Raw genomic sequence first — 19,065 nt, 5'->3', positions numbered from 1 at the left:
ATGAGTCATCAAGATAAACATTGGAAACAAGATTTCCCGATTAACAGATCGGAAGCCAATCAGGTTAGCCGTAGGGATTTTGCAAGGCTACTCGCTGTGGTTTCCGGCGGAATGGTTGTTGGTAACGCCGCTATTGCCGCAAAAGCGGCTTTCTTTAATGAGCCTGAAAATGAAAAAAAACAAAAAATATGCAGCAAAAAAGATATTCCGGTTGGCGGAACCAAATCGTTTGTTTTAGAAAATGAGACCGTTCCCTATATCCTGATCCATACGGAAGAAGGCGAATTTTATGCCTACGAACAAAAATGTACCCATTTGTCCTGTGCCGTATACTATAAACCCGGAACCTTAACGATCGAATGTCCTTGTCATAACGGTTGGTTTGATGTGAAAACCGGCAATGTTATACAAGGACCACCGCCACGACCTCTAAAAAAACTGGATGTTACTTTTGAAGGTGACACTATTTATGTACAACATCCTAAAAATGAAACCGTATGAGTACTTTCAGAACCGCACAGGAACAATCGCATCCGCAGAAAAAAAGCATGATCATGTCTGCGTTGATCACTGTCTTACTTGCAAATTTGTTTATTCAGATCTGGTTGTTGTATACCGCTCTTAACAATGCACTGGAAGGACATCCGGAAGTAGCTTACAGCACTTTTATCGCGTCTTCTGTCCTATTCCTCGCCAGTGTGATATGGTTGTATTTCTTACCGAGAAAAGCACATTAAAACCAGAAAAATTAAACAAATGCTACACGATACGTACAATAGAATCCATGATTATCTTCGGATATCGTTAACGGACAATTGCAATTTTCGTTGCACTTATTGTATGCCGGATGAGTCGATTTCGTTGATCCCGCAGAAAAAACTAATGCAGGCCGATGAGATTTTTAGTATTGCGGAAATATTCACAACACTCGGTGTCAAAAAAATTCGTTTAACCGGTGGAGAGCCTCTGGTTCGCAAAGATTTTGCAGCTATAATCCAACGCTTGTCCACACTTCCGGTTCAGTTGACAATTACAACCAATGGCGTATTATTGGATCGCTATAAAGAGGTGCTTCAAAAAGCCGGAATCCAGTCGGTTAATATTAGTCTCGATACACTCGATCCGGTTAAGTTTTTACAGATTACGCAAAGAGATCAGTTTCAAAAAGTATGGGATAATATCCTGATGTGTATGGATCATGGGATTTATGTCAAACTGAATATCGTTTTGATCAAAGGTTTTAACGACGATGAGGTACTCGATTTTATAAGGCTGACCAAAAGCCTTCCGGTACACCTGCGTTTTATCGAATTTATGCCTTTTGATAAAAATGAATGGAATAAAGATAAAGTGGTTCATAACCAACTGGTATTGGAATCCGTCGCACAACAATATGAATTGTTTAAACTCCGGGACGACAAAAATGACACCGCTAAAAAATTCGGGATTTTTGGTCACGCCGGTACGGTTTCCTTTATTTCCACTTTGAGCGATTCCTTTTGCGGTACCTGTAACCGGATGCGTATCACGGCCGACGGTAAGATGAAAAACTGCCTGTTTGGTGCGGAGGAATTTGACCTCCTCGGTGCTTTCCGAAAGGGTGAAAATATTATTCCTATCATCGAACGGTGTCTTCTGAAAAAACATAAAATGCTCGGCGGTCAATTTGATGATTATACACATGTCGACCCGGACAAATTGCAAAACCGAAGCATGATCAAAATTGGTGGTTAAACGTAAAACCGTAAAAATGATACCTGTAAAAGAAGCCTTACACCATATCCAACAGCAGTGTCATACCTTGCCTCCCATTCGTATTCCACTGGATAGCGCCTGTAATTTTATTGCGGCCGAAACAATCTACGCTCCTATGGATGTACCCTGTTTTGATAATTCGGCTATGGATGGCTATGCGATCCGCTACGAAGACCTCAAAAATACGATTCCACTACAGCTACAGTATGAGATCGAAGCCGGAAAAACCGAAATACCAACAGTCCATAAAGGAGAAGTCGCTCGTATTTTTACCGGAGCACCGATTCCCATTGGTGCCGATACCGTAATACCACAGGAAAATGGTACGGTTGAAAATGGAATTCTAAATTGTTTACAAGCTGTTTCCATAGGTGATCATATTCGAAAACAGGGAACACAAACCCGAAAAGGCGATCGGGTTCTATCCAAAGGGAAGCTGCTTACCGCTGAATATATCGGTTTTTTGGCCACTTTAGGAATCGATTCTGTTGTTGTTTTTCCCAAACCGAAAGTCGGAATTATTATAACCGGGAAGGAACTTGTCCCGGTCGGAAGCCCATTGCAAAACGGACAAATCTACGAAAGCAATTCGGTCGCTTTAAAAGCATTATTACAACAATTGGAGATTCCTGTTGTCTTTTCCCAATGGATTGACGATAATGAATCCGAATTGTTTCATTTTGTCTCTGAAAACCATACCAAAATAGATGTATTACTACTTACCGGTGGTATTTCGGTTGGCGATTATGATTTTGTAAAATCGGTACTGAATAAAATTGGTACTACCGAAATCTTTTATAAAGTCCGACAAAAACCTGGAAAGCCTTTGTTTTTCGGGAAAAAGGATCGTACACTTTTTTTCGGACTTCCCGGAAATCCAAGTGCGGTGGTTACTTGTTTTCATGCTTATATAAAACCCGCTTTGCTACAACTAACCGGAGATCAACCGCAAACAGAACACAATGCGATATTGCTAACACCTTATCGTAAAAAAAGCGGGCTGACGCATTTTGTAAAAGCACGAGTACAAGGTGGAAAAGCGACAATATTGGACAAACAGCTTTCGTACCAAATGGATACCTACGCTCAGGCCAATGCTTTTGTCGTATTAAATGAAGAACAGGAAGACTTTAAAATCGGCGAAAAAGTCAGGATCATTTTCTTTCGCAATTACAAGGATATAACACCATAAACAAATGATCACCATAAAAACCTATTTGCTTTCCGGAGGAAAAAGTTCCCGGATGGGAGAAGATAAAGGACTAAAATCCCTTTCCGGAAAACCAATGATCTCTTATTTGGTAGATACGTTACGACAGTTGGATATTATCCCGGTTATCATTGCGCATCATCCCGGTTATAAATCGTTTGGTCTGACCGTTATTCCGGATAAAATCAAAGACAAAGGACCATTAGGAGGTATTTATACCGCCCTTTCTCACGCCTGGGAAACCGTTCTTATTATTAGTGCCGATACGCCTTTTGTGGATTCGAAGGCTATTGAATACCTGATCAGACACCATATAGCGGATCGAATTAACGTATTGGATTACAAAGGTAAAATACAGCCTTTATGCGGTTTATATCCTTTTCAGTTGTTGCCGAAAATCGAAAGTAATTTGATCGCAAATAAACTCAAAATGATGGATTTTGTAACCGAAAATGACGCCAATATCGTATCGATACCTTTCGAAAGCAACGGTTTTCAAAACATCAATACGCCGGAAGAATTATCGAAAGCCGAATATGAAATCAGTAACAATTTTAAAACAGTATAATCTATGGCCATACGAATATTTGGAAACCTCAACGATATCGTGAACAAACCATTTGCGGTAGACTATCCGGTTTCTTTAGGAACCTTCAAAACCATTTTACACCAACATTTCCCGGAACTCCGATCCATTAGTTTTCAAATCGCTATTGATCAGCAAATGAATGAAGACGAAACGTTACTACTAACCGAAGAGAGTGAAATTGCCTTATTGCCTCCTTTTTCAGGTGGATAAAACGTATACTATGGAACGCTATAACAGACAGCTTATTTTACCGGGTTTTGGGATAACCGCACAACAAAAATTGACCGATGCCAAGGTACTTGTTGTTGGCGCCGGAGGTTTGGGTTGTCCCGTTTTACAATATCTCTGTGCCGCCGGTGTTGGCGAACTAGGCGTGGTCGATCCGGATACGGTTTCACTTAGTAATTTACAACGTCAGGTGCTATACGACGAACAGGATATTGGTGATCTGAAAGTTACAATCGTACAAAAAAAACTCGCAATACTAAATAGTGACACCACCATTCGTATCTATCCGTGTCGTCTGTGTATTGATACTGTTTTTGAACTGGTTGACTCCTATTCCATTATTGTAGATTGTACCGATAATTTTACAACGCGGTATCTGTTAAATGATGTTTGTCAACTACTGCAAAAACCATTGGTCTATGCTGCCCTTTTCCGATTTGAAGGGCAATTATCCGTTTTTCATTACGGTGAAAATCCGTCCAATTTAAGGGATCTTTTTCCGGAAATCCCAAATCCGTTATATGTTCCGTCTTGTAACGAAGCCGGTGTAATTGGTGTGTTGACCGGTATTATGGGGAACTTTCAGGCAAATGAAGTCCTTAAAATTATTACCGGTATCGGGGAAGTCATGTCCGGACAATTATTGACCTTTAATTCTCTGGATTACCAATCGGAATTACTCCGGTTTAAATCGAAAACCACGGTATTCAAACCAAAAAATAAAGCCGATATTCTAAACCAATCCTATGAATATAGTTGTAAAACGATAGCACATATCAATGATTTGGAAACCTTAAAAAACGTTTTTAATCGGAAAAAAACAGTGTTAATTGATGTCCGAAATACAGATGAATTACCCAAAATCGTCGGCTTTAATGTGATGGCGATTCCCTTGTCGGAACTCGAACAACACCTGGAGCAACTGGCCGATTCCGAAACATTGGTTTTTACCTGTCAGAGCGGTATCCGTAGCCTAAAAGCAATCGCATTGGTACAAAAACAGTATCCCGATAAAAATTACTACAACCTCAAAAACGGCATTGCCTTATTTACAAAATGAAAAACAGACAACTTAAAAACAGCTTTATTGAAGGTCCGATTTCACCGGAAAAAGTAGCGGAAAGTATCGCCGGACATCTGCATAAAACGCAAATTGGCGGGCATTCCATTTTCCTCGGACAAGTCCGAAAGGATCTGATTAATGGTAAAAAGGTTGAATCTATTGAATTTACAGCCTACACCGAAATGGCCGAGCAAAAAATAGCCGAAATACGGGAGGCTATATTTGCACGATACGATTTGGTCTGTATGCATATTTATCACAGTCTTGGTCGGATTACTACCGGTGAATTGTGCTTTTTTGTCTTTACCTCGTCCCAACATCGAAAAGCAGCAATACAAGCCTGTAATGAACTCGTTGAACGTATCAAAGCGGAAGTTCCCATCTGGGGAAAAGAAATTTTTGAAGACGAATCCTATCACTGGAAAGTCAATCGGCAGATTGATCAACCCTAATTAATGCAACCAAATACACTATGGTAGATATTACTCCTAAAAATAACACCTTGCGAACCGCCATTGCTCAGGCAGTGGTTAAAGTAGGTAAAACCGAAACAATTGATGCAATCCGGAATAAAACCGTTCCAAAAGGAGATGTTTTTGAGATGGCAAAAGCAGCCGGGCTTTTTGCCGCAAAAAAAACACCCGATATGATTCCCGATTGCCATCCGATCCCAATTGAATATACCGGAATTTCGTATGCTATCGAAGATTTGAACATAACGATACAGGTTACTGTCAAAACGATTTATAAAACGGGTGTTGAGGTTGAAGCCATGCATGCCGCATCGGTTGTTGCACTCACTTTTTATGATATGCTAAAACCTATCGATTCGGAAATCGAAATTCAAAGTATACGCTTATTAAAAAAAACAGGCGGTAAATCGGATCACAGGGAGTTTTTTGAAAATCCGATTGCCACAGCGGTGGTGGTTTGTTCGGATTCCATTAGTAAAGGCCAAAAAGAAGATGCTTCCGGTAAAGCTACTATCGAAAAACTAGCGGCGCATCCGGTAACGATCCTGGATTATACCATTATTCCCGATGGCGTCGATTCCATACAAAATAAGATCAAGCACTATCTTACCGAAAATATCGAGTTGATTCTACTAACCGGCGGTACGGGATTATCCAAAAGGGATTTCACTCCGGAAGCTATTCGGCCGATGTTGGATCGGGAAATACCGGGTATCGGAGAATACCTGCGGCAATACGGACAAAATCGAATGCCGTATTCCATCTTGTCACGAAGTCTGGCCGGTCTTATCGGTGATACGCTGATCATTTGCTTACCCGGCTCTACAAACGGTGCCAAAGAGTCGATGGATGCGCTGTTTCCACACGTATTGCATCTTTTTAAAATGATACATTCCGGGAAACACTAAAATTATCCGAGCCAACCTTCCCGATCGAGGCTACGGTATTGTATCGCTTCGGCAATATGAACCGGAAGTACCGATTCTGAAGCTTCCAGATCGGCTATGGTACGGGCTACTTTTAAGATACGATCGTAAGCACGCGCAGACAAATTGAGTCGCTCCATAGCATTTTTGAGTAATTGCAACGCCTGATCGTCCAGAATACAATACTCCCGAATCTGGCGGGTAGTCATTTGGGCGTTGTAATGAATGTTTTTCTGATGTTCAAAACGTCGGTTTTGTAATTGTCGGGCTGCCGTTACGCGTTCCCGTATGATCACACTGCTTTCACCGGGTTGGATATCCGATAATTTTTCAAACGGCACCGGATTCACTTCCACATGAATATCGATCCGATCCAATAACGGACCGGACAGCTTTCCCAAATACCGTTGCATTTCCATCGGTGAAGAAGCAATTGGCGCATCAGGACTGCTAAAATAACCACCCGGACTGGGATTCATACTCGCTACTAACATAAAGGAAGCCGGATAGGTTATGGTAAATTTTGCCCTTGAGATGGTCACTTCACGGTCTTCCAACGGTTGTCGCAACACTTCGAGTACTTCTCTTTTAAATTCGGGTAATTCGTCCAGAAATAAAACACCATTATGCGCCAGTGAAATTTCACCTGGTTGCGGATAACTGCCGCCGCCAACCAACGAAACGGAAGAAGCCGTATGGTGCGGTGACCGGAATGGTCGTTGCCGAATCAATCCGCTTTCTTTGATCTTACCGGCGACACTGTGAATTTTGGTCGTTTCCAACGCTTCCTGCATCGTCATGGGAGGTAAAATCCCCGGAAATCGTTTGGCCAGCATAGTCTTACCCGAACCCGGTGGACCGATCAATATAATATTATGGCCGCCCGCTGCAGCTATTTCCAGACATCTTTTGATGCTTTCCTGACCTTTGACATCGGCAAAATCAAATTCGGAATAATCCGATAACGGACCAAACTCTTTTTCAAAGTCGACTGTTTCCGGTTGAGGTGTGGCAATACCTTTAAAAAAATCGATGATTTCGGTTACGTTTGAAATACCGTAAACCGTTATTCCTTCAACTACAGCAGCTTCGCGTGCATTTTCTTTTGGAAGAATCAATCCTTCAAACCCTTCTTCTCGGGCTTTGATCGCGATGGGTAACGCACCTTTAATAGGCAAAAGGCTACCGTCGAGGGACAATTCGCCCATTATCATATACCGGTCGGTGTTTTCGGGATTAATCTGACCGGATGCAGCCAGAATTCCAATCGCAATGGGTAAATCGTAGGCCGATCCTTCTTTTCGCAAATCGGCCGGTGCCATATTGATCACAATCTTTTTTCCGGGTAGTTGGTAGCCGTTGTTTTTAAGTGCGGCCGCGATACGGTAACTGCTTTCTTTTATCGCATTATCCGGTAATCCAACCAAATGGTACCCAATTCCTTTATCGATGTTGACTTCAATCGTGATCGTAGTGGCTTCCACTCCAAAAACGGCGCTTCCAAAAACTTTTACTAACATGGCGTAGAGTATAGCTTTAAATATACGCCTTTTTTAGTACAATTAAAACCTCGTTTTCAGCAACTTAACTGATCATTTCATTTTTAACTGCTGCATTTTTTCAATTTCCGGCAGGTCTTTTTTATACTGTTCCGGATCCCATTTCATATTCCAATAGGCAATATATTCCGTTAAGGGTGGTAGTCCGACTTTAGCACGACGTTTGTCTACATTGTCCGGATCTTCCAACGGTAAAATATAATTGCGGTTATTTTTCATATCCCATGCGATCTGGGAACCGTAGATTTGTTTTTTTCCCTGACGTAAAGCCACACGGTCTTCCAATAAGGCCAGACTACTGCTTTTGGCTTTCTTATCGATTACAGCTTTTCGCATCATCGGCAGGTATTTTTCCTGAACCGGCAAATCGGCATGCTGGACAACCAAAAACAAGGTTCGGTTCTCCTCCTCTCCCACTTCGTCCGGACCTAACCAACCATACCGATCTAAGATGGCACTGACTTTTATAATATTGATCGAATCGTTCGTTCCTATTGATTTCCATAAGGCATTCATTTCGGGCGACTGACTACCGTATTTGCTCTGAATATATTCAATTTGTGCGCGGTCTTTCTGATCGTTCTCTCCTATGGTACGCAACTCCTGCGACAACGCTTTTATCGATTTTTCCTGCGCCATACCGGATGATAGTGTTCCAACTAATCCAAAAAATAAAATCCAGTTTTTCATTTTTGTTTTTTAAAACATCTCTTACAAACATAGTATAAATAACTGATTGTTTACCACTTACCTTTATTTTTTACACTTTTAAAATAAAAGTTTACTAAAAATGCTTTAAAAAGCAAGATAGTTGAAGACGGTTGTAAATAAGGGTTTTACAGCCGTTTTCTTATTTGTAGGCAATGAATTAGAAAGCAGTAAAAAGCAAAGAAAAACCAAAGTTAGGTTACTAAATCGTTACCTGTTTAGATTTAGTAACCTAATATTAAAATGTCATTTTTCAGTTTGTTGCATTATTCTTCATCTTGTTTCCCAACTCACGAAAATTTAATTTTAACATTAAGCGTAGCGAGTTATGGAAACGACAAAAAGATCAACGTTTAAGGTATTGTTTTACCTTAAAAAAAATGCACCAAAAAAGAACGGAACAGTTCCGATCATGTGCCGTATTACGGTCAACGGAAAGCAATCTGCATTCAGTGCCAAACTAGATGTTTCAGCATCCAACTGGGATATGAAATACGGCAGAGTTTTAGGGAAAAGTAAGGAAGCACAGACCCTTAATGCCGATCTTGACAAAATTCGTTTGGACTTAGAACAGTGCCACACCAAACTATTAAAGAATGAGGGGACGGTGAACAGTGCAAAACTCAAAAACACCTATCTTGGATTAAGTAATGGAGAACTAACATTTTTCAAGTTCTTTGATCAATATATTGCCGATTTTCAGAAAAAGGTTGATAGTGGGATCAGACAGTATAACACATTGAGTAAATACAAAACTCTATTAGGACACCTTCGTTCTTTTGCAACCAAAAAATATGGATGTTCCGACTTCTCATTTAATGACCTTACCTGCGATCTTGTACAGGAATTCGATTACTACCTTCGTGATAGTCTGGGCTTGGAACATAACAGTATTTGGATATACATGATCGGTTTTACAACAGTATGCCGTTTAGCGATAAGTAGAAAGCATATTGCTTTTAATCCATTTTCCGAGTACAAGAATACCAAAGAAGATAAAGACCGTGGTTACCTATTACGTACTGAACTCGAAGAAATAATCAGCTATAAATGCACAAGATCAAAAGATGAATTTATGAAAGATATGTTTGTTTTCAGTTGCTTTACAGGCCTTTCATATTCTGACATAAAAGGCTTAAAAAATAGTCATCTTCAACAGTTTTTTGATGGTAACCAATGGATCATAATCCGAAGAAAGAAAACAACCACGTCTTCAAACGTAATGCTATTGAATATGGCAAAGATGATCCTTGAAAAATATGCAGGATTAACAAAAAACGGAAAGCTATTTCCTATGCCATGTAACGTGACCTGTAATAATTTTTTAAAGCGATTATCACAGGAAATAGAATGCCTAAACGAAAAAAAGGTTACGTTTCATTTGGCTCGCCATACTTTTGGAACCCTGTTTTTAAGCGAAGGTGTTCCACTTGAAAGTCTAAGCAAGATGATGGGACACAAAAACATCGCTACAACACAGATTTATGCTAAGATTCTTAACGAAAAAGTCGGTAAGGATATGCAGAAAGTAGCCCACAAATTCAAAGGCTTAGAAAGTTCTTTTGTGACAAGCCTGTAAATAGTTATAACGACCATATTAAACCAATCAGCCCATTGCTTTTAGCAATGGGCTGATTTTTTACTCACCTGAAAGAACCAAACACTTTTACCGGGCTACCGCTTATAATTTTCTTCCAGTACCTTTACTATATCCGATTCCCGGAAAAGAATTTTTCTCTCCAACTTAATAAAAGGAATCAGTCCATCATCTCTATACTGTTGTAATGTTCGTTTGCTAATATGTAACATATCGCAAACCTGTTCCCCGTTAAGATAGATTTCTCCCTTTAATAATGGCTGAAAATGTTCCCTAATATGAAATAGTTCGTTTTTAATGCCTACCACTACTTCCAGTAAGGCAAGCATATCCTGATTTGAGTCTCCGATTGACTTCATATCCATTACTTTTTTAAAGGTAACTGGGTTTGCATTAACCTTTCCACGTCAACCGACTTAAAGAAATTCTTTCGGTTGATTTGTGTTGCACGGAGTATTCCTTTTGCCCTATAGGTTTGAAGGGTTCTTTTGCTGACACCAAGCAACTGACAAACTTCCTGCTGATCCAACCATTTACTTGTCTGCTGTAATGCCCTGTGCGGTGCCGTAATCTCTCTCACCAATCCGGAAACTTCTCTTATTTCCCTACATAATGCATCCACAATCTGAATGTCCAAAACTGTTAATTCCATATCTCCTTCATTTTAATCCTACATCATCAATGGTAAACCCCTATACTTTTTATCACTTTCACATCAATTCTTTACTGCATTTTGCAAAACAATAAAATTAAATAATTAAAGAACTCATACCCTAATCAAAATATGCCCAGGGTTAGCTCTTTTTTGTCACTTGGGTAGTTCGGTTAGCTATTCTAAATTAATATTAAACTCAATAATAAATAGCTGTCCTAAAACTTTTATAGTCCTTTGTCTCTGATAGGTACTGTTTGTCTGACTAAGGGAATCACTTTCATATCATTTTCAAAAGAAAAACGAAAAAAAGAAAGCCATTTCAAAAGCAGATGTAAGGGCAACGAAGCGCTATAAGTCCCAAAGGGTGGTGCAGTTTTGGCTGTACCATTATGCGCGCGTAGTAGTACGCATCTGCTAATTTTGCTTTGATTTTATTGTTTTGATTTCAATCCTATATACTCATCTCCGAATAGTTTTCCGGCTATTATTTTATTTGTTGTGGTTTACTGTATAATGCCCCCTAATTCACCGTATTTACCAACAACATCTTGTAAACTAATCAATTAGTTTTATCTATTCAACAGTAATTAATCAATTACAAAACATCGTAGAATATTTAAACCATAAGATTATGATATATAGAGAAACGGTAAGCGAGGAGTTATGGGTACAGCTACAAAAGCTAATGAAAGATGAATTGCTAAAAGAATTTGTTTTAGTTGGAGGAACAGCACTATCCTTAAAAATAGGACATCGAGAATCAATTGATATAGACTTATTTACAAATAAGGATTTTAATGTAGAAAATTTAGCAATCCATTTACAGAACAGCTATAATGCTATTTTGAAAAGATGCACTAAAAACTCAATAAATGCTTATGTTGAAAAAGTTAAAGTTGATATTATTACTCATAAATATCCGCTATTAAAACCCATTGAGGATATAATGGGAATTAGGATGGTTTCAAACGAAGATATTGGAGCAATGAAACTTCATGCAATTGTTCAAAGCGGTAGTAGAATAAAAGATTTTGTAGATATGTACTTTTTACTGGATCATCATCCCTTAAAAACGTATTTAGATGCCTATGAACAGAAATACGAGGGTAATGCAAAGCTTGCGGGGATCGCTATGCTGTATCACAAAAATATAGCATCTTCACAGATGGTTAAGATATTAAATGGTAATGAAAGAAACTGGAACAGTATGAAGGAACGTTTTAAAGAAGCCGTATTTGAGCCGACTAAAAATTTTGTAGAAAAGAAGCTAACCAATACGATAGAAATCCCTAAAAAAAAGAATACAAAAGGATTTCGTAGATAAGATAATAGTAAAAGTTTGCTTAACTTTATAAGGATGAAAATCAAAAACATAAATAAGGATGTCCCTAATCTTGATCCAAAATTCTTTTGGGAATATGATTTTGACCAGATGGATTGGGATGAAGCCTACAAAATGGTAATTGGCAGGATTATAGAACGTGGATCACAGCAAGAAGCTGATGAGTTAGTACGTTTTTACGGTTATGAAAGGGTAATAAAAGCATTACGCGATGAAATCTATTTTTTACCGAATTATGGGATTGATAGCGCTATTGAACTTTTTCCTGAGTTAAAAAAAGAAGAGATGTATTGTTACCTAAACAGACTAGGTAAACCCTACGACTGGTTATAAATACTCAAAATTAAACCATTAAAAAGACCGTAAATGTACATTGGAAAAGCGTATGACAATCCAAAAGACTACGCCATAATGGCTTGTTCGCACGCTCACAAACCACCCCAAGGGGACTTATTGCGTTTCCTTTTGTTTGTCCGCTTCTTCCAATGTGTCTAGATTACTTTCTTTTTTCTGTTTTTCTTTTGGAAAATATATAATGGAATGGCTGGTAGGCTATTTGTAGTTCTAATACTAATAGAAAGAGGATATGCGCCCTATTTCGTGTATCGCCACCTGTTTAGAGGCTTTTCAAATTTTCAAATAAAAATGGTAACGATTTGGTAACTAAATTACTGTCATCATTAGGCAGTTGTTGTCACATTTTTGACTTGAAACAACTCAGTCCAAATATAATAATATTTTAGATCCAAGCTACTCATTGCCATGTTCCTGATCTATTCAAGCAAAAACATACATTAAATTATGGAAGACCTAGTTTGTCAAGAGTAGGAAAATTTTCAGATGAGACAAATCAAAAGTCAAAAATGTGAAAATACAGCTTAACTTTTACTCTACTTTTTGTCTGCACTTTCAGGGTTTCAATATATGTAGTTATAGCTTTGGCAAAAGGCTAAGCTATACTTATACATGGCCTAAAGGTGCATCCGCATTTTAAGTTGCTTTTTAAAAGTTTCCACATCTTTTTCAAATAGCTCAAGATTTTTTCCAATCCACCTATATACTTCAATTGCCAGTCTGGTCGCTTCCATATTATCTCCTGAAACCGCATAACCATCCCCGAGCATCATATAAGTTTTATCATCAACATTTATCGAAAATATATACCCCTTGTTTCTTACTATACCTATTTCTTCATCGTTAAAATTAGGATACCAACTTCCGGAACCTACTTCATAAGGCTCTAGTATATGATTCCAATTATTTCGAATCAGCCGGATAATATCAGTATTACTCCACACATTTTTGTCCTTGTGGTGCTTCACGTCGAGTATGTAAGCCTCATCACCCTCAAATTTAGCAAATAGTAGGTTCCCGGTTCTTATATGAAAGTAATCATTTGGTTTTTGCTTGTTATGGTTAAGATGGAAATGTCTTATTCCCCAGTCGTTAAACAACATGTCATGATAGTCAGCATTAAAAGACTGTTTGCTTTGGTAAGGATTTATATCCATTCCTTTCTTCATTTTATCAAGCAAGAGGAGTATATCATTTTTATGATCTGACAGAAAAATATTTTTTATAGATTCCTTAGAGATAAGAACACGACGCGGTTTTGCCTCAATAAATTTTAATCTGAAATTATAATATCTCGATAAACCTACGGAATCATCGCCAGTAATTTTATGCTTAATGTTGAATTTTTTGTAGAACTCAAACAATATGTCATTAATTAAATCTTGTGGTCTCAAACTACGTAATATTAAAATATAAAAAAAAATGATTCAACGCTTTATAAAACATAAAGTGTTTAAAATATTTAGTAAATATCTTTGGTACATGGGAATAATACAGGAACATAGAGGAATAGAAAAATTGGAATTAATAAAAAAAATGTGTTTAGTGCCAGTTTTAACAACCCTCACATAACCTTTTTAGAGAAGCTCAGATGATCCCCAAATCACTGGATGGTCAAAATTTCAATAAATCTGTTTCTAATAGAATAGTTTCTGATGTACTAGTGCTATCTCACATCTAAATTTTACGAACTTTTTATTAATTCAATAAAATCTTTTATTGACATAGCTCCTTGATAATTTGAGGGTATTTCGATATACGTTTCAATTGTACCATGTATTGTAGGTTTTATAGTTGGGAATTGGGTCAATTCATGTGTGATTGGAATAACACGGATGAGAGTATCCTGAACATCTTTTCTTTCAATGATATGAATTACGTAAGTTCCTTTACTAATACCATTTTCAATTTTTGTTAACGCATTACTAATCTTGTCAGGTCTTATCCAGAAGGAATCCTGTGGTAAAACCTTGATATTTGGACCTGTAACTTCAAGAAAAATCTCAGAGTCTTTCAAATAGAGATCAGCATCACCTTTTGCTGAATTGTTTTGCTGAGCGGAGCCGGTGATATAGTCTGTAGTACCAGCACCTAGACCGTATAGTTCAACTTTCTTACCTGTATGAGCTTCAATTAGCTCTATTACCATTTTTTCTTTCTGTGCAGCTTTATCCCAGCTATCTTTATACCTGTCCTTCCAATAATTACTATCCATATATTTGCTTTATTTACCGGATTTTCTTCTGTTGTGATCTTTACATAACATCTGGCAATTTCCCTCAACAGTTTTACCTCCCTCATGCCAAGGTTTAATGTGATCCGCTTCCATTTCGGTTAGTTGATAATGAACTTTATCTCCACATCTCGGGCAAAAACCTTTCTGTGCTTCATAAACCTTACGTTTAATCTTATCATCAAAAACTCTTAAATTTAGATGTCTTTCTTCACCAGTTAATAAAAATGGATAAATTCCTTTCACATTTAAAACATCATCATCGTCAATCAACTTCAGGATTTGATCTTCTAATTCTTTTGTATCATACGCAATATCCTTATATTTATTATATAAAGGTCCCCACTGCACACCTTTCATTTCTTTTCGATAGATAGTAAAAGTAGTTTTTACCCAAGAGATCACATCTTGAAAATAGCGCCATAATATACCTGCATTAGGGTCATGCTGATGGCTAGACATATAGTTTTCAATCTTACCGTTAGATATCCAATCTATAGCTGTTTCTAGGTATTCTTGGCGAATTGGTGATCCATTCAAGTAATCACTCCCAATTCTATATGCTGGACATCCAACCTTACTAAAATATCTCTTAGCGTCCGAAATCCATGTACCAGAGTAAACCGCATTTCGCAGTTCTTGATCAGTTAGTCTTTCGCCAGCAATATTGATAGTTTTAAACCATTCGAGTTTTTCACTATCTGTTCCAGAACAAAAGTAAACCATTACCTCATAATCAAGAATACTCTCCTTTTTATCTTTTGTCAAGTTATGAAATGCTAAACCTTCCACTGAAAAGTCACCATTTATGTATTGACAAATGGAAATTGTTCGTTGTTGACCATCAATTACCTCATACTTTCCGTCTTCATTTATTGCCCAATACATTACATTCAAAGGGTATTTTTTTATAACAGTATCGATAACAGCATCTCTCTGCCTATCCTTGTAGATAAATTCGCGTTGATAAGGTGGTCGAATATCCAGATTTCCACCATAACCAACTATCCCTTCCTCAGCATTATCGCTAAAACCAAAAGATAGTTCTCTAATTGATATCTTTTTCAGATCAATATTCATCTATACTATTCTTTTATTACGAATAAATATTCTTTTAAATGTTTCTTTACCATTTACAAATGATCCTCTACCGTAAATGCCATTTTCATCTTGATCTATACCTCTGTTACTACCAACTATTTCAAATTGGTCAGGATTGTACTTATCTAGAAATGTTATTGGCACACCCATTACACCATCATAATCAACAGGAATGTCTGAAACTTTGGAAACTTCGATGGCATCGTAATTGTCGTATTTTAAGTAATCATTACTGTTATACGTTTTATACAAAATTAAATCTTCATGACGTTTTTTCGTGTCAAGATTTGTAAACCAAACGACGCTCCCCATGCTGAAAAATTTCCTGCCGTTTTCAATCTTTTTTCGCGATTCTGTTCCAATATCGTAGTGATCCTGGACTTCAAACCACTTAGTTCCACCATTATCTACACCAAGCCAAATTTTATTTTCTTTAACAAATTTAAAAATTTCTTTATAAATTATTGCATTTTGATGACCAATAATAAGAAACTTCTTATCATATTGCATTATTTGCATTACAAATTCCCTAAATAGTGAAAAAGGTGGGTTTGTCACAACTATATCTGCCTGTTTCAGTAGCTCAATACATTCATTACTTCGAAAATCACCATCACCTTTTAAAGGCTTAATACCAATTTCATCAATATTAGGAACGTTATCTCCATTCTTGTCACCATTATATTCTAGATATATGGCTTTTTTACTTTTATTTTTTGTAAATAGATTTGAGTCCTGATTTTTATAACATGTAGCTATTAATTTTTTTAATCCTAGTTGTTCAAAATTATATGAAAAGTAATGAAAAAAATTACTCACTCTTGGATCATCACAATTGCAGAAAACTACTTTATCTTTAAATTGCGATTTGTAATGCTTTAATTCTTTTTCTATATCTGTTAGTTGTGTATAAAATTCATCTTTTTTTGAAGCTTTAGCAATATTTAAATTTTTATTTAAAACCTTTGAATTCATTATTTAATTGGTAATTACAAATTATATTTAGTCGCTATTTTTTTTTGGCTGATTTCTTGAGAATAATCTGATTTAAAGTATCATTTTCATTATTAATATTTCGAATTGGTTTTTCGTATTTTTTATTTTTAAACAAAATACTGCCGCTATCAGGTCGCGAAGATTTTAAATTATCTTTTTCATTTTTACCATTATATGAAATAAAAAATGAAGAAGAAAAAAGAAGTAAAAAAATAAAAATCAAAGGTATATAAAAAAGCAAGAATCTCCGATTAGATTGCAATGACATTCTCATGATTTTTAAATTACTTGCTTCACCAATTTTACTACTAAGACGTATTTCTGGAATTAATTTTTTCCACTTATTTTCTATCATTAATGCATGAGAAACAGCACCTCGCAAAAATCGATGATACCAAAATTTGTCCATGAAAAAGAACATTGCTATAATTACTGCTCCTAAAATACTAAATACTGTTAATGCTTTAACTTCAATGCCGAATATGTAAAAAGCAATATTTTCTTTTACCACGTATCCTAATGCGGCAATAATAAAAGTGAAAGCAGTTAAAGTTAAATTTCTTATTCTTAATGCTATATCGTTAAAGTGTTGCTGCACGCTAACTGATTGTGTCCACATAGTTAAAACATGAGGTATTAGATCCTTATCTAGTTTGTGGTGGGGTGCAAAGTTGAAGAAATCAAAAATTTCTTCGAATGATTTCTCAATTGTATATTCCGCACTAATAATATCATTTTTATGTTTTTCTGCAAATTCTTTTTCTCTAGCAACATCTTCATCACTCCAATGTGTTACGGAAGTAAGTAATGCATATTTTTCTCCATCAACCGCACTACCATATTTCGCATATACACTAGTGATGCCAGCATCTTTTGCCATTCGAATATCCCTATCAATCTTATCTCCAATGTAGATTGCATTGTTGGGTTTAACTTTGAAATCACGTAAGATAATCTCTAATATTTCACTATTTGGCTTCTTGGTTGACTTTGGTAGGTATCTAATTTCAGTAAGTTCAGGCTCCCAATAATCTTTGTCATTATATTGCAATGTTGAACTTGGCACTCCGGTATCAAGTGGCGTATAAATACAATCAAAAAAACCATCTAATCCTAAGTGCTTAAGTCTGTATTTGGTAAAGAAAGCGTTTGATTCAGTGAATCCAACGATTAATACACCTCTTTCTTTTAATTCTTTGAGAGTTGATAAGACACCAGGGTGCAGGGCCAAATTATTTTTTTTATTACTATTATATTGGTGATGTATACTTTTGGTAAAAACATTTGGCTTCCTAGAGATTTCCGCCTTTTGATCATCACTTAAAGTAATAAGTTCGTTAAACGCGAATGATACTTCGGTAGTATTATATTTTTGATGAAGTTTTTTAAAATCTTTTTTTAATTCAGTATCTGGTATATTAAACTTTTCCTTTAATGCATTAAAATATGGATTGAAAGAGTTGTACCACATACCCAACCAATCCCAAACTGTGTCGTCAAGGTCTGTGACAACGCATGTTTTAATTAATTGATTCATTTTAGATTTTTTTTAAAGATACATTAAATTTATTGACAAAAAACATCAGTTATAGTCTTACACTGGATATGCTAACTTTGTGTGGAATTAGAGATATGAACAAAACTTTAGATATAACTGATGAAAGAATGGCGTAAAAAAATAGCTATGTATAAAAATGCCGCTAAACTTTTACTCTACTTTTTGTTTGCACATTCAATTTGTATGTCAAAATACTCTGGTATGTATTCGAATAGAAAAGTAGTTGTCGTTTTGTCTAAAATGGGAGTCTTTGTTTTAAAATCTCTATGTAGATTTTTTGCTTGAAGTTTGAAATAGTCAATAGAGTTCATAATATAATCCTTTATTTCAAAGATTATTATCCTAAGACTTTGCGTTTATATACTTTGTTCGGATAATAAGTTTGAGGTATATTATGCTACATTTTCGATCCATGGTAACTATTCTGTAACGATTTAAAAGAACAATTTTTTATCAAATTATCACTATTTGTCATTACCACGTTTACAAAATAATAAGCCTTGAGATTAAAAATCTTAGCGACAAATTTGTTCTTTCTTCATTATTCAGAAGATAGTCGCGGAGAAAGAGGATTCATACAATATTTCCATTAACCAATTAGATTAATGTTAGATCCTACACTTCAACGTACAGACATAGCTACGTATAGCCGTACAAACAGTGGCACACAAGTACAACCACTCAGCTACTTTAATATTTAACGGTAAGCTAATCACAC

21 protein-coding genes are annotated in these 19,065 nt (G+C 36.5%); 12 read left to right on the top strand and 9 right to left on the bottom strand.

The window, feature by feature from the left end; all coding sequences use genetic code 11:
• Genes AAFN64_RS17460 through moaCB form a run of 9 tightly spaced genes read left to right on the top strand, consistent with a single transcriptional unit; the run spans window position 1 to window position 6,226 of the window.
• Window positions 1-501, top strand: a complete 501-nt coding sequence (locus tag AAFN64_RS17460; RefSeq protein WP_300487101.1) for a Rieske (2Fe-2S) protein — start codon at window positions 1-3, stop codon at window positions 499-501.
• Window positions 498-737, top strand: a complete 240-nt coding sequence (locus tag AAFN64_RS17455) for a DUF6755 family protein (protein WP_300487104.1) — start codon at window positions 498-500, stop codon at window positions 735-737. Before AAFN64_RS17460 ends, AAFN64_RS17455 begins: the two co-directional genes overlap by 4 nt.
• A 19-nt stretch (window positions 738-756) precedes the next feature.
• Window positions 757-1,734: a GTP 3',8-cyclase MoaA gene (gene moaA / locus AAFN64_RS17450; protein ID WP_347761455.1), complete on the top strand. Its 978-nt coding sequence runs from the start codon at window positions 757-759 to the stop codon at window positions 1,732-1,734.
• Between the two features lie 16 nt (window positions 1,735-1,750).
• Entirely contained in the window at window positions 1,751-2,947 is a 1,197-nt protein-coding gene (gene glp / locus AAFN64_RS17445) for a gephyrin-like molybdotransferase Glp (protein WP_347761454.1), read from the top strand.
• 4 nt (window positions 2,948-2,951) lie between these two features.
• Complete coding sequence (locus AAFN64_RS17440; protein WP_347761453.1) at window positions 2,952-3,533, top strand: molybdenum cofactor guanylyltransferase; 582 nt, start codon at window positions 2,952-2,954, stop codon at window positions 3,531-3,533.
• Between the two features lie 3 nt (window positions 3,534-3,536).
• Window positions 3,537-3,764: a MoaD/ThiS family protein gene (locus AAFN64_RS17435; RefSeq protein WP_300487115.1), complete on the top strand. Its 228-nt coding sequence runs from the start codon at window positions 3,537-3,539 to the stop codon at window positions 3,762-3,764.
• Window positions 3,765-3,774: 10 nt separating this feature from the next.
• Window positions 3,775-4,842 (top strand): HesA/MoeB/ThiF family protein, encoded by a 1,068-nt coding sequence (locus AAFN64_RS17430; RefSeq protein WP_300487117.1) that lies wholly within the window; start codon window positions 3,775-3,777, stop codon window positions 4,840-4,842.
• Window positions 4,839-5,297: a molybdenum cofactor biosynthesis protein MoaE gene (locus AAFN64_RS17425; RefSeq protein WP_347761452.1), complete on the top strand. Its 459-nt coding sequence runs from the start codon at window positions 4,839-4,841 to the stop codon at window positions 5,295-5,297. The genes AAFN64_RS17430 and AAFN64_RS17425 overlap by 4 nt, the downstream gene beginning before the upstream one ends.
• Before the next feature lie 20 nt (window positions 5,298-5,317).
• Window positions 5,318-6,226, top strand: a complete 909-nt coding sequence (moaCB, locus tag AAFN64_RS17420; RefSeq protein ID WP_347761450.1) for a bifunctional molybdenum cofactor biosynthesis protein MoaC/MoaB — start codon at window positions 5,318-5,320, stop codon at window positions 6,224-6,226.
• A 2-nt stretch (window positions 6,227-6,228) separates the two neighbouring features.
• Here the strand turns inward: moaCB and AAFN64_RS17415 are convergent, their stop codons facing one another.
• Together AAFN64_RS17415 and AAFN64_RS17410 are read right to left on the bottom strand one after the other, a co-directional pair.
• Entirely contained in the window at window positions 6,229-7,764 is a 1,536-nt protein-coding gene (locus AAFN64_RS17415; RefSeq protein ID WP_347761449.1) for a YifB family Mg chelatase-like AAA ATPase, read from the bottom strand.
• A 72-nt stretch (window positions 7,765-7,836) separates the two neighbouring features.
• Complete coding sequence (locus tag AAFN64_RS17410) at window positions 7,837-8,493, bottom strand: DUF6624 domain-containing protein (protein ID WP_347761448.1); 657 nt, start codon at window positions 8,491-8,493, stop codon at window positions 7,837-7,839.
• Window positions 8,494-8,839: 346 nt separating this feature from the next.
• On the opposite strand from AAFN64_RS17410, the gene AAFN64_RS17405 reads away from it, so the two are divergent.
• On the top strand, window positions 8,840-10,090 hold the full coding sequence (locus tag AAFN64_RS17405) for a site-specific integrase (RefSeq protein WP_347761447.1): 1,251 nt from the start codon (window positions 8,840-8,842) through the stop codon (window positions 10,088-10,090).
• 95 nt (window positions 10,091-10,185) lie between these two features.
• Here the strand turns inward: AAFN64_RS17405 and AAFN64_RS17400 are convergent, their stop codons facing one another.
• Window positions 10,186-10,467: a helix-turn-helix domain-containing protein gene (locus AAFN64_RS17400; protein ID WP_347761446.1), complete on the bottom strand. Its 282-nt coding sequence runs from the start codon at window positions 10,465-10,467 to the stop codon at window positions 10,186-10,188.
• 5 nt (window positions 10,468-10,472) lie between these two features.
• Window positions 10,473-10,760: a helix-turn-helix domain-containing protein gene (locus AAFN64_RS17395; RefSeq protein WP_347761445.1), complete on the bottom strand. Its 288-nt coding sequence runs from the start codon at window positions 10,758-10,760 to the stop codon at window positions 10,473-10,475.
• Window positions 10,761-11,394: 634 nt separating this feature from the next.
• Between AAFN64_RS17395 and AAFN64_RS17390 the strand changes: the two genes are divergently transcribed.
• Complete coding sequence (locus AAFN64_RS17390) at window positions 11,395-12,087, top strand: nucleotidyl transferase AbiEii/AbiGii toxin family protein (RefSeq protein WP_347761444.1); 693 nt, start codon at window positions 11,395-11,397, stop codon at window positions 12,085-12,087.
• 33 nt (window positions 12,088-12,120) lie between these two features.
• Entirely contained in the window at window positions 12,121-12,438 is a 318-nt protein-coding gene (locus AAFN64_RS17385; protein ID WP_347761443.1) for a hypothetical protein, read from the top strand.
• Window positions 12,439-13,076: 638 nt separating this feature from the next.
• Here the strand turns inward: AAFN64_RS17385 and AAFN64_RS17380 are convergent.
• The 5 genes from AAFN64_RS17380 to AAFN64_RS17360 all read right to left on the bottom strand — a co-directional run bounded on the left by AAFN64_RS17380 (window position 13,077) and on the right by AAFN64_RS17360 (window position 18,326).
• Window positions 13,077-13,853, bottom strand: a complete 777-nt coding sequence (locus AAFN64_RS17380) for a hypothetical protein (RefSeq protein WP_347761442.1) — start codon at window positions 13,851-13,853, stop codon at window positions 13,077-13,079.
• Window positions 13,854-14,143: 290 nt separating this feature from the next.
• Complete coding sequence (locus tag AAFN64_RS17375; protein ID WP_347761441.1) at window positions 14,144-14,674, bottom strand: hypothetical protein; 531 nt, start codon at window positions 14,672-14,674, stop codon at window positions 14,144-14,146.
• A 9-nt stretch (window positions 14,675-14,683) separates the two neighbouring features.
• A complete protein-coding gene (locus AAFN64_RS17370) occupies window positions 14,684-15,772 on the bottom strand; it encodes a DUF262 domain-containing protein (RefSeq protein WP_347761440.1) in 1,089 nt (362 codons plus the stop codon).
• Complete coding sequence (locus AAFN64_RS17365) at window positions 15,773-16,768, bottom strand: adenine-specific methyltransferase EcoRI family protein (RefSeq protein WP_347761439.1); 996 nt, start codon at window positions 16,766-16,768, stop codon at window positions 15,773-15,775.
• Window positions 16,769-16,802: 34 nt separating this feature from the next.
• The gene (locus AAFN64_RS17360; protein WP_347761438.1) at window positions 16,803-18,326 is read right to left on the bottom strand and encodes an HAD hydrolase-like protein; all 1,524 of its coding nucleotides are present in this window, start codon (window positions 18,324-18,326) and stop codon (window positions 16,803-16,805) included.
• Window positions 18,327-19,065: the final 739 nt, after the last annotated feature.

The sequence above is a fragment of the Flavobacterium sp. CAU 1735 genome (assembly GCF_039888695.1).
Taxonomy (GTDB): Bacteria; Bacteroidota; Bacteroidia; order Flavobacteriales; family Flavobacteriaceae; genus Flavobacterium.
This window is presented reverse-complemented; position numbering and strand designations above follow the sequence as displayed.

What these genes read in the sequence shown, in the direction of transcription:
- AAFN64_RS17400 (WP_347761446.1), bottom strand. Translation starts at nt 10,467, where the DNA reads ATGAAGTCAATCGGAGACTCAAATCAGGATATGCTTGCCTTACTGGAA.
- AAFN64_RS17460 (WP_300487101.1), top strand. Translation starts at nt 1, where the DNA reads ATGAGTCATCAAGATAAACATTGGAAACAAGATTTCCCGATTAACAGA.
- AAFN64_RS17415 (WP_347761449.1), bottom strand. Translation starts at nt 7,764, where the DNA reads ATGTTAGTAAAAGTTTTTGGAAGCGCCGTTTTTGGAGTGGAAGCCACT.
- AAFN64_RS17410 (WP_347761448.1), bottom strand. Translation starts at nt 8,493, where the DNA reads ATGAAAAACTGGATTTTATTTTTTGGATTAGTTGGAACACTATCATCC.
- AAFN64_RS17385 (WP_347761443.1), top strand. Translation starts at nt 12,121, where the DNA reads ATGAAAATCAAAAACATAAATAAGGATGTCCCTAATCTTGATCCAAAA.
- moaA (WP_347761455.1), top strand. Translation starts at nt 757, where the DNA reads ATGCTACACGATACGTACAATAGAATCCATGATTATCTTCGGATATCG.
- AAFN64_RS17390 (WP_347761444.1), top strand. Translation starts at nt 11,395, where the DNA reads ATGATATATAGAGAAACGGTAAGCGAGGAGTTATGGGTACAGCTACAA.
- AAFN64_RS17440 (WP_347761453.1), top strand. Translation starts at nt 2,952, where the DNA reads ATGATCACCATAAAAACCTATTTGCTTTCCGGAGGAAAAAGTTCCCGG.
- AAFN64_RS17360 (WP_347761438.1), bottom strand. Translation starts at nt 18,326, where the DNA reads ATGAATCAATTAATTAAAACATGCGTTGTCACAGACCTTGACGACACA.
- AAFN64_RS17425 (WP_347761452.1), top strand. Translation starts at nt 4,839, where the DNA reads ATGAAAAACAGACAACTTAAAAACAGCTTTATTGAAGGTCCGATTTCA.
- AAFN64_RS17370 (WP_347761440.1), bottom strand. Translation starts at nt 15,772, where the DNA reads ATGAATATTGATCTGAAAAAGATATCAATTAGAGAACTATCTTTTGGT.
- AAFN64_RS17435 (WP_300487115.1), top strand. Translation starts at nt 3,537, where the DNA reads ATGGCCATACGAATATTTGGAAACCTCAACGATATCGTGAACAAACCA.
- AAFN64_RS17455 (WP_300487104.1), top strand. Translation starts at nt 498, where the DNA reads ATGAGTACTTTCAGAACCGCACAGGAACAATCGCATCCGCAGAAAAAA.
- AAFN64_RS17405 (WP_347761447.1), top strand. Translation starts at nt 8,840, where the DNA reads ATGGAAACGACAAAAAGATCAACGTTTAAGGTATTGTTTTACCTTAAA.
- AAFN64_RS17430 (WP_300487117.1), top strand. Translation starts at nt 3,775, where the DNA reads ATGGAACGCTATAACAGACAGCTTATTTTACCGGGTTTTGGGATAACC.
- moaCB (WP_347761450.1), top strand. Translation starts at nt 5,318, where the DNA reads ATGGTAGATATTACTCCTAAAAATAACACCTTGCGAACCGCCATTGCT.
- glp (WP_347761454.1), top strand. Translation starts at nt 1,751, where the DNA reads ATGATACCTGTAAAAGAAGCCTTACACCATATCCAACAGCAGTGTCAT.
- AAFN64_RS17375 (WP_347761441.1), bottom strand. Translation starts at nt 14,674, where the DNA reads ATGGATAGTAATTATTGGAAGGACAGGTATAAAGATAGCTGGGATAAA.
- AAFN64_RS17395 (WP_347761445.1), bottom strand. Translation starts at nt 10,760, where the DNA reads ATGGAATTAACAGTTTTGGACATTCAGATTGTGGATGCATTATGTAGG.
- AAFN64_RS17365 (WP_347761439.1), bottom strand. Translation starts at nt 16,768, where the DNA reads ATGAATTCAAAGGTTTTAAATAAAAATTTAAATATTGCTAAAGCTTCA.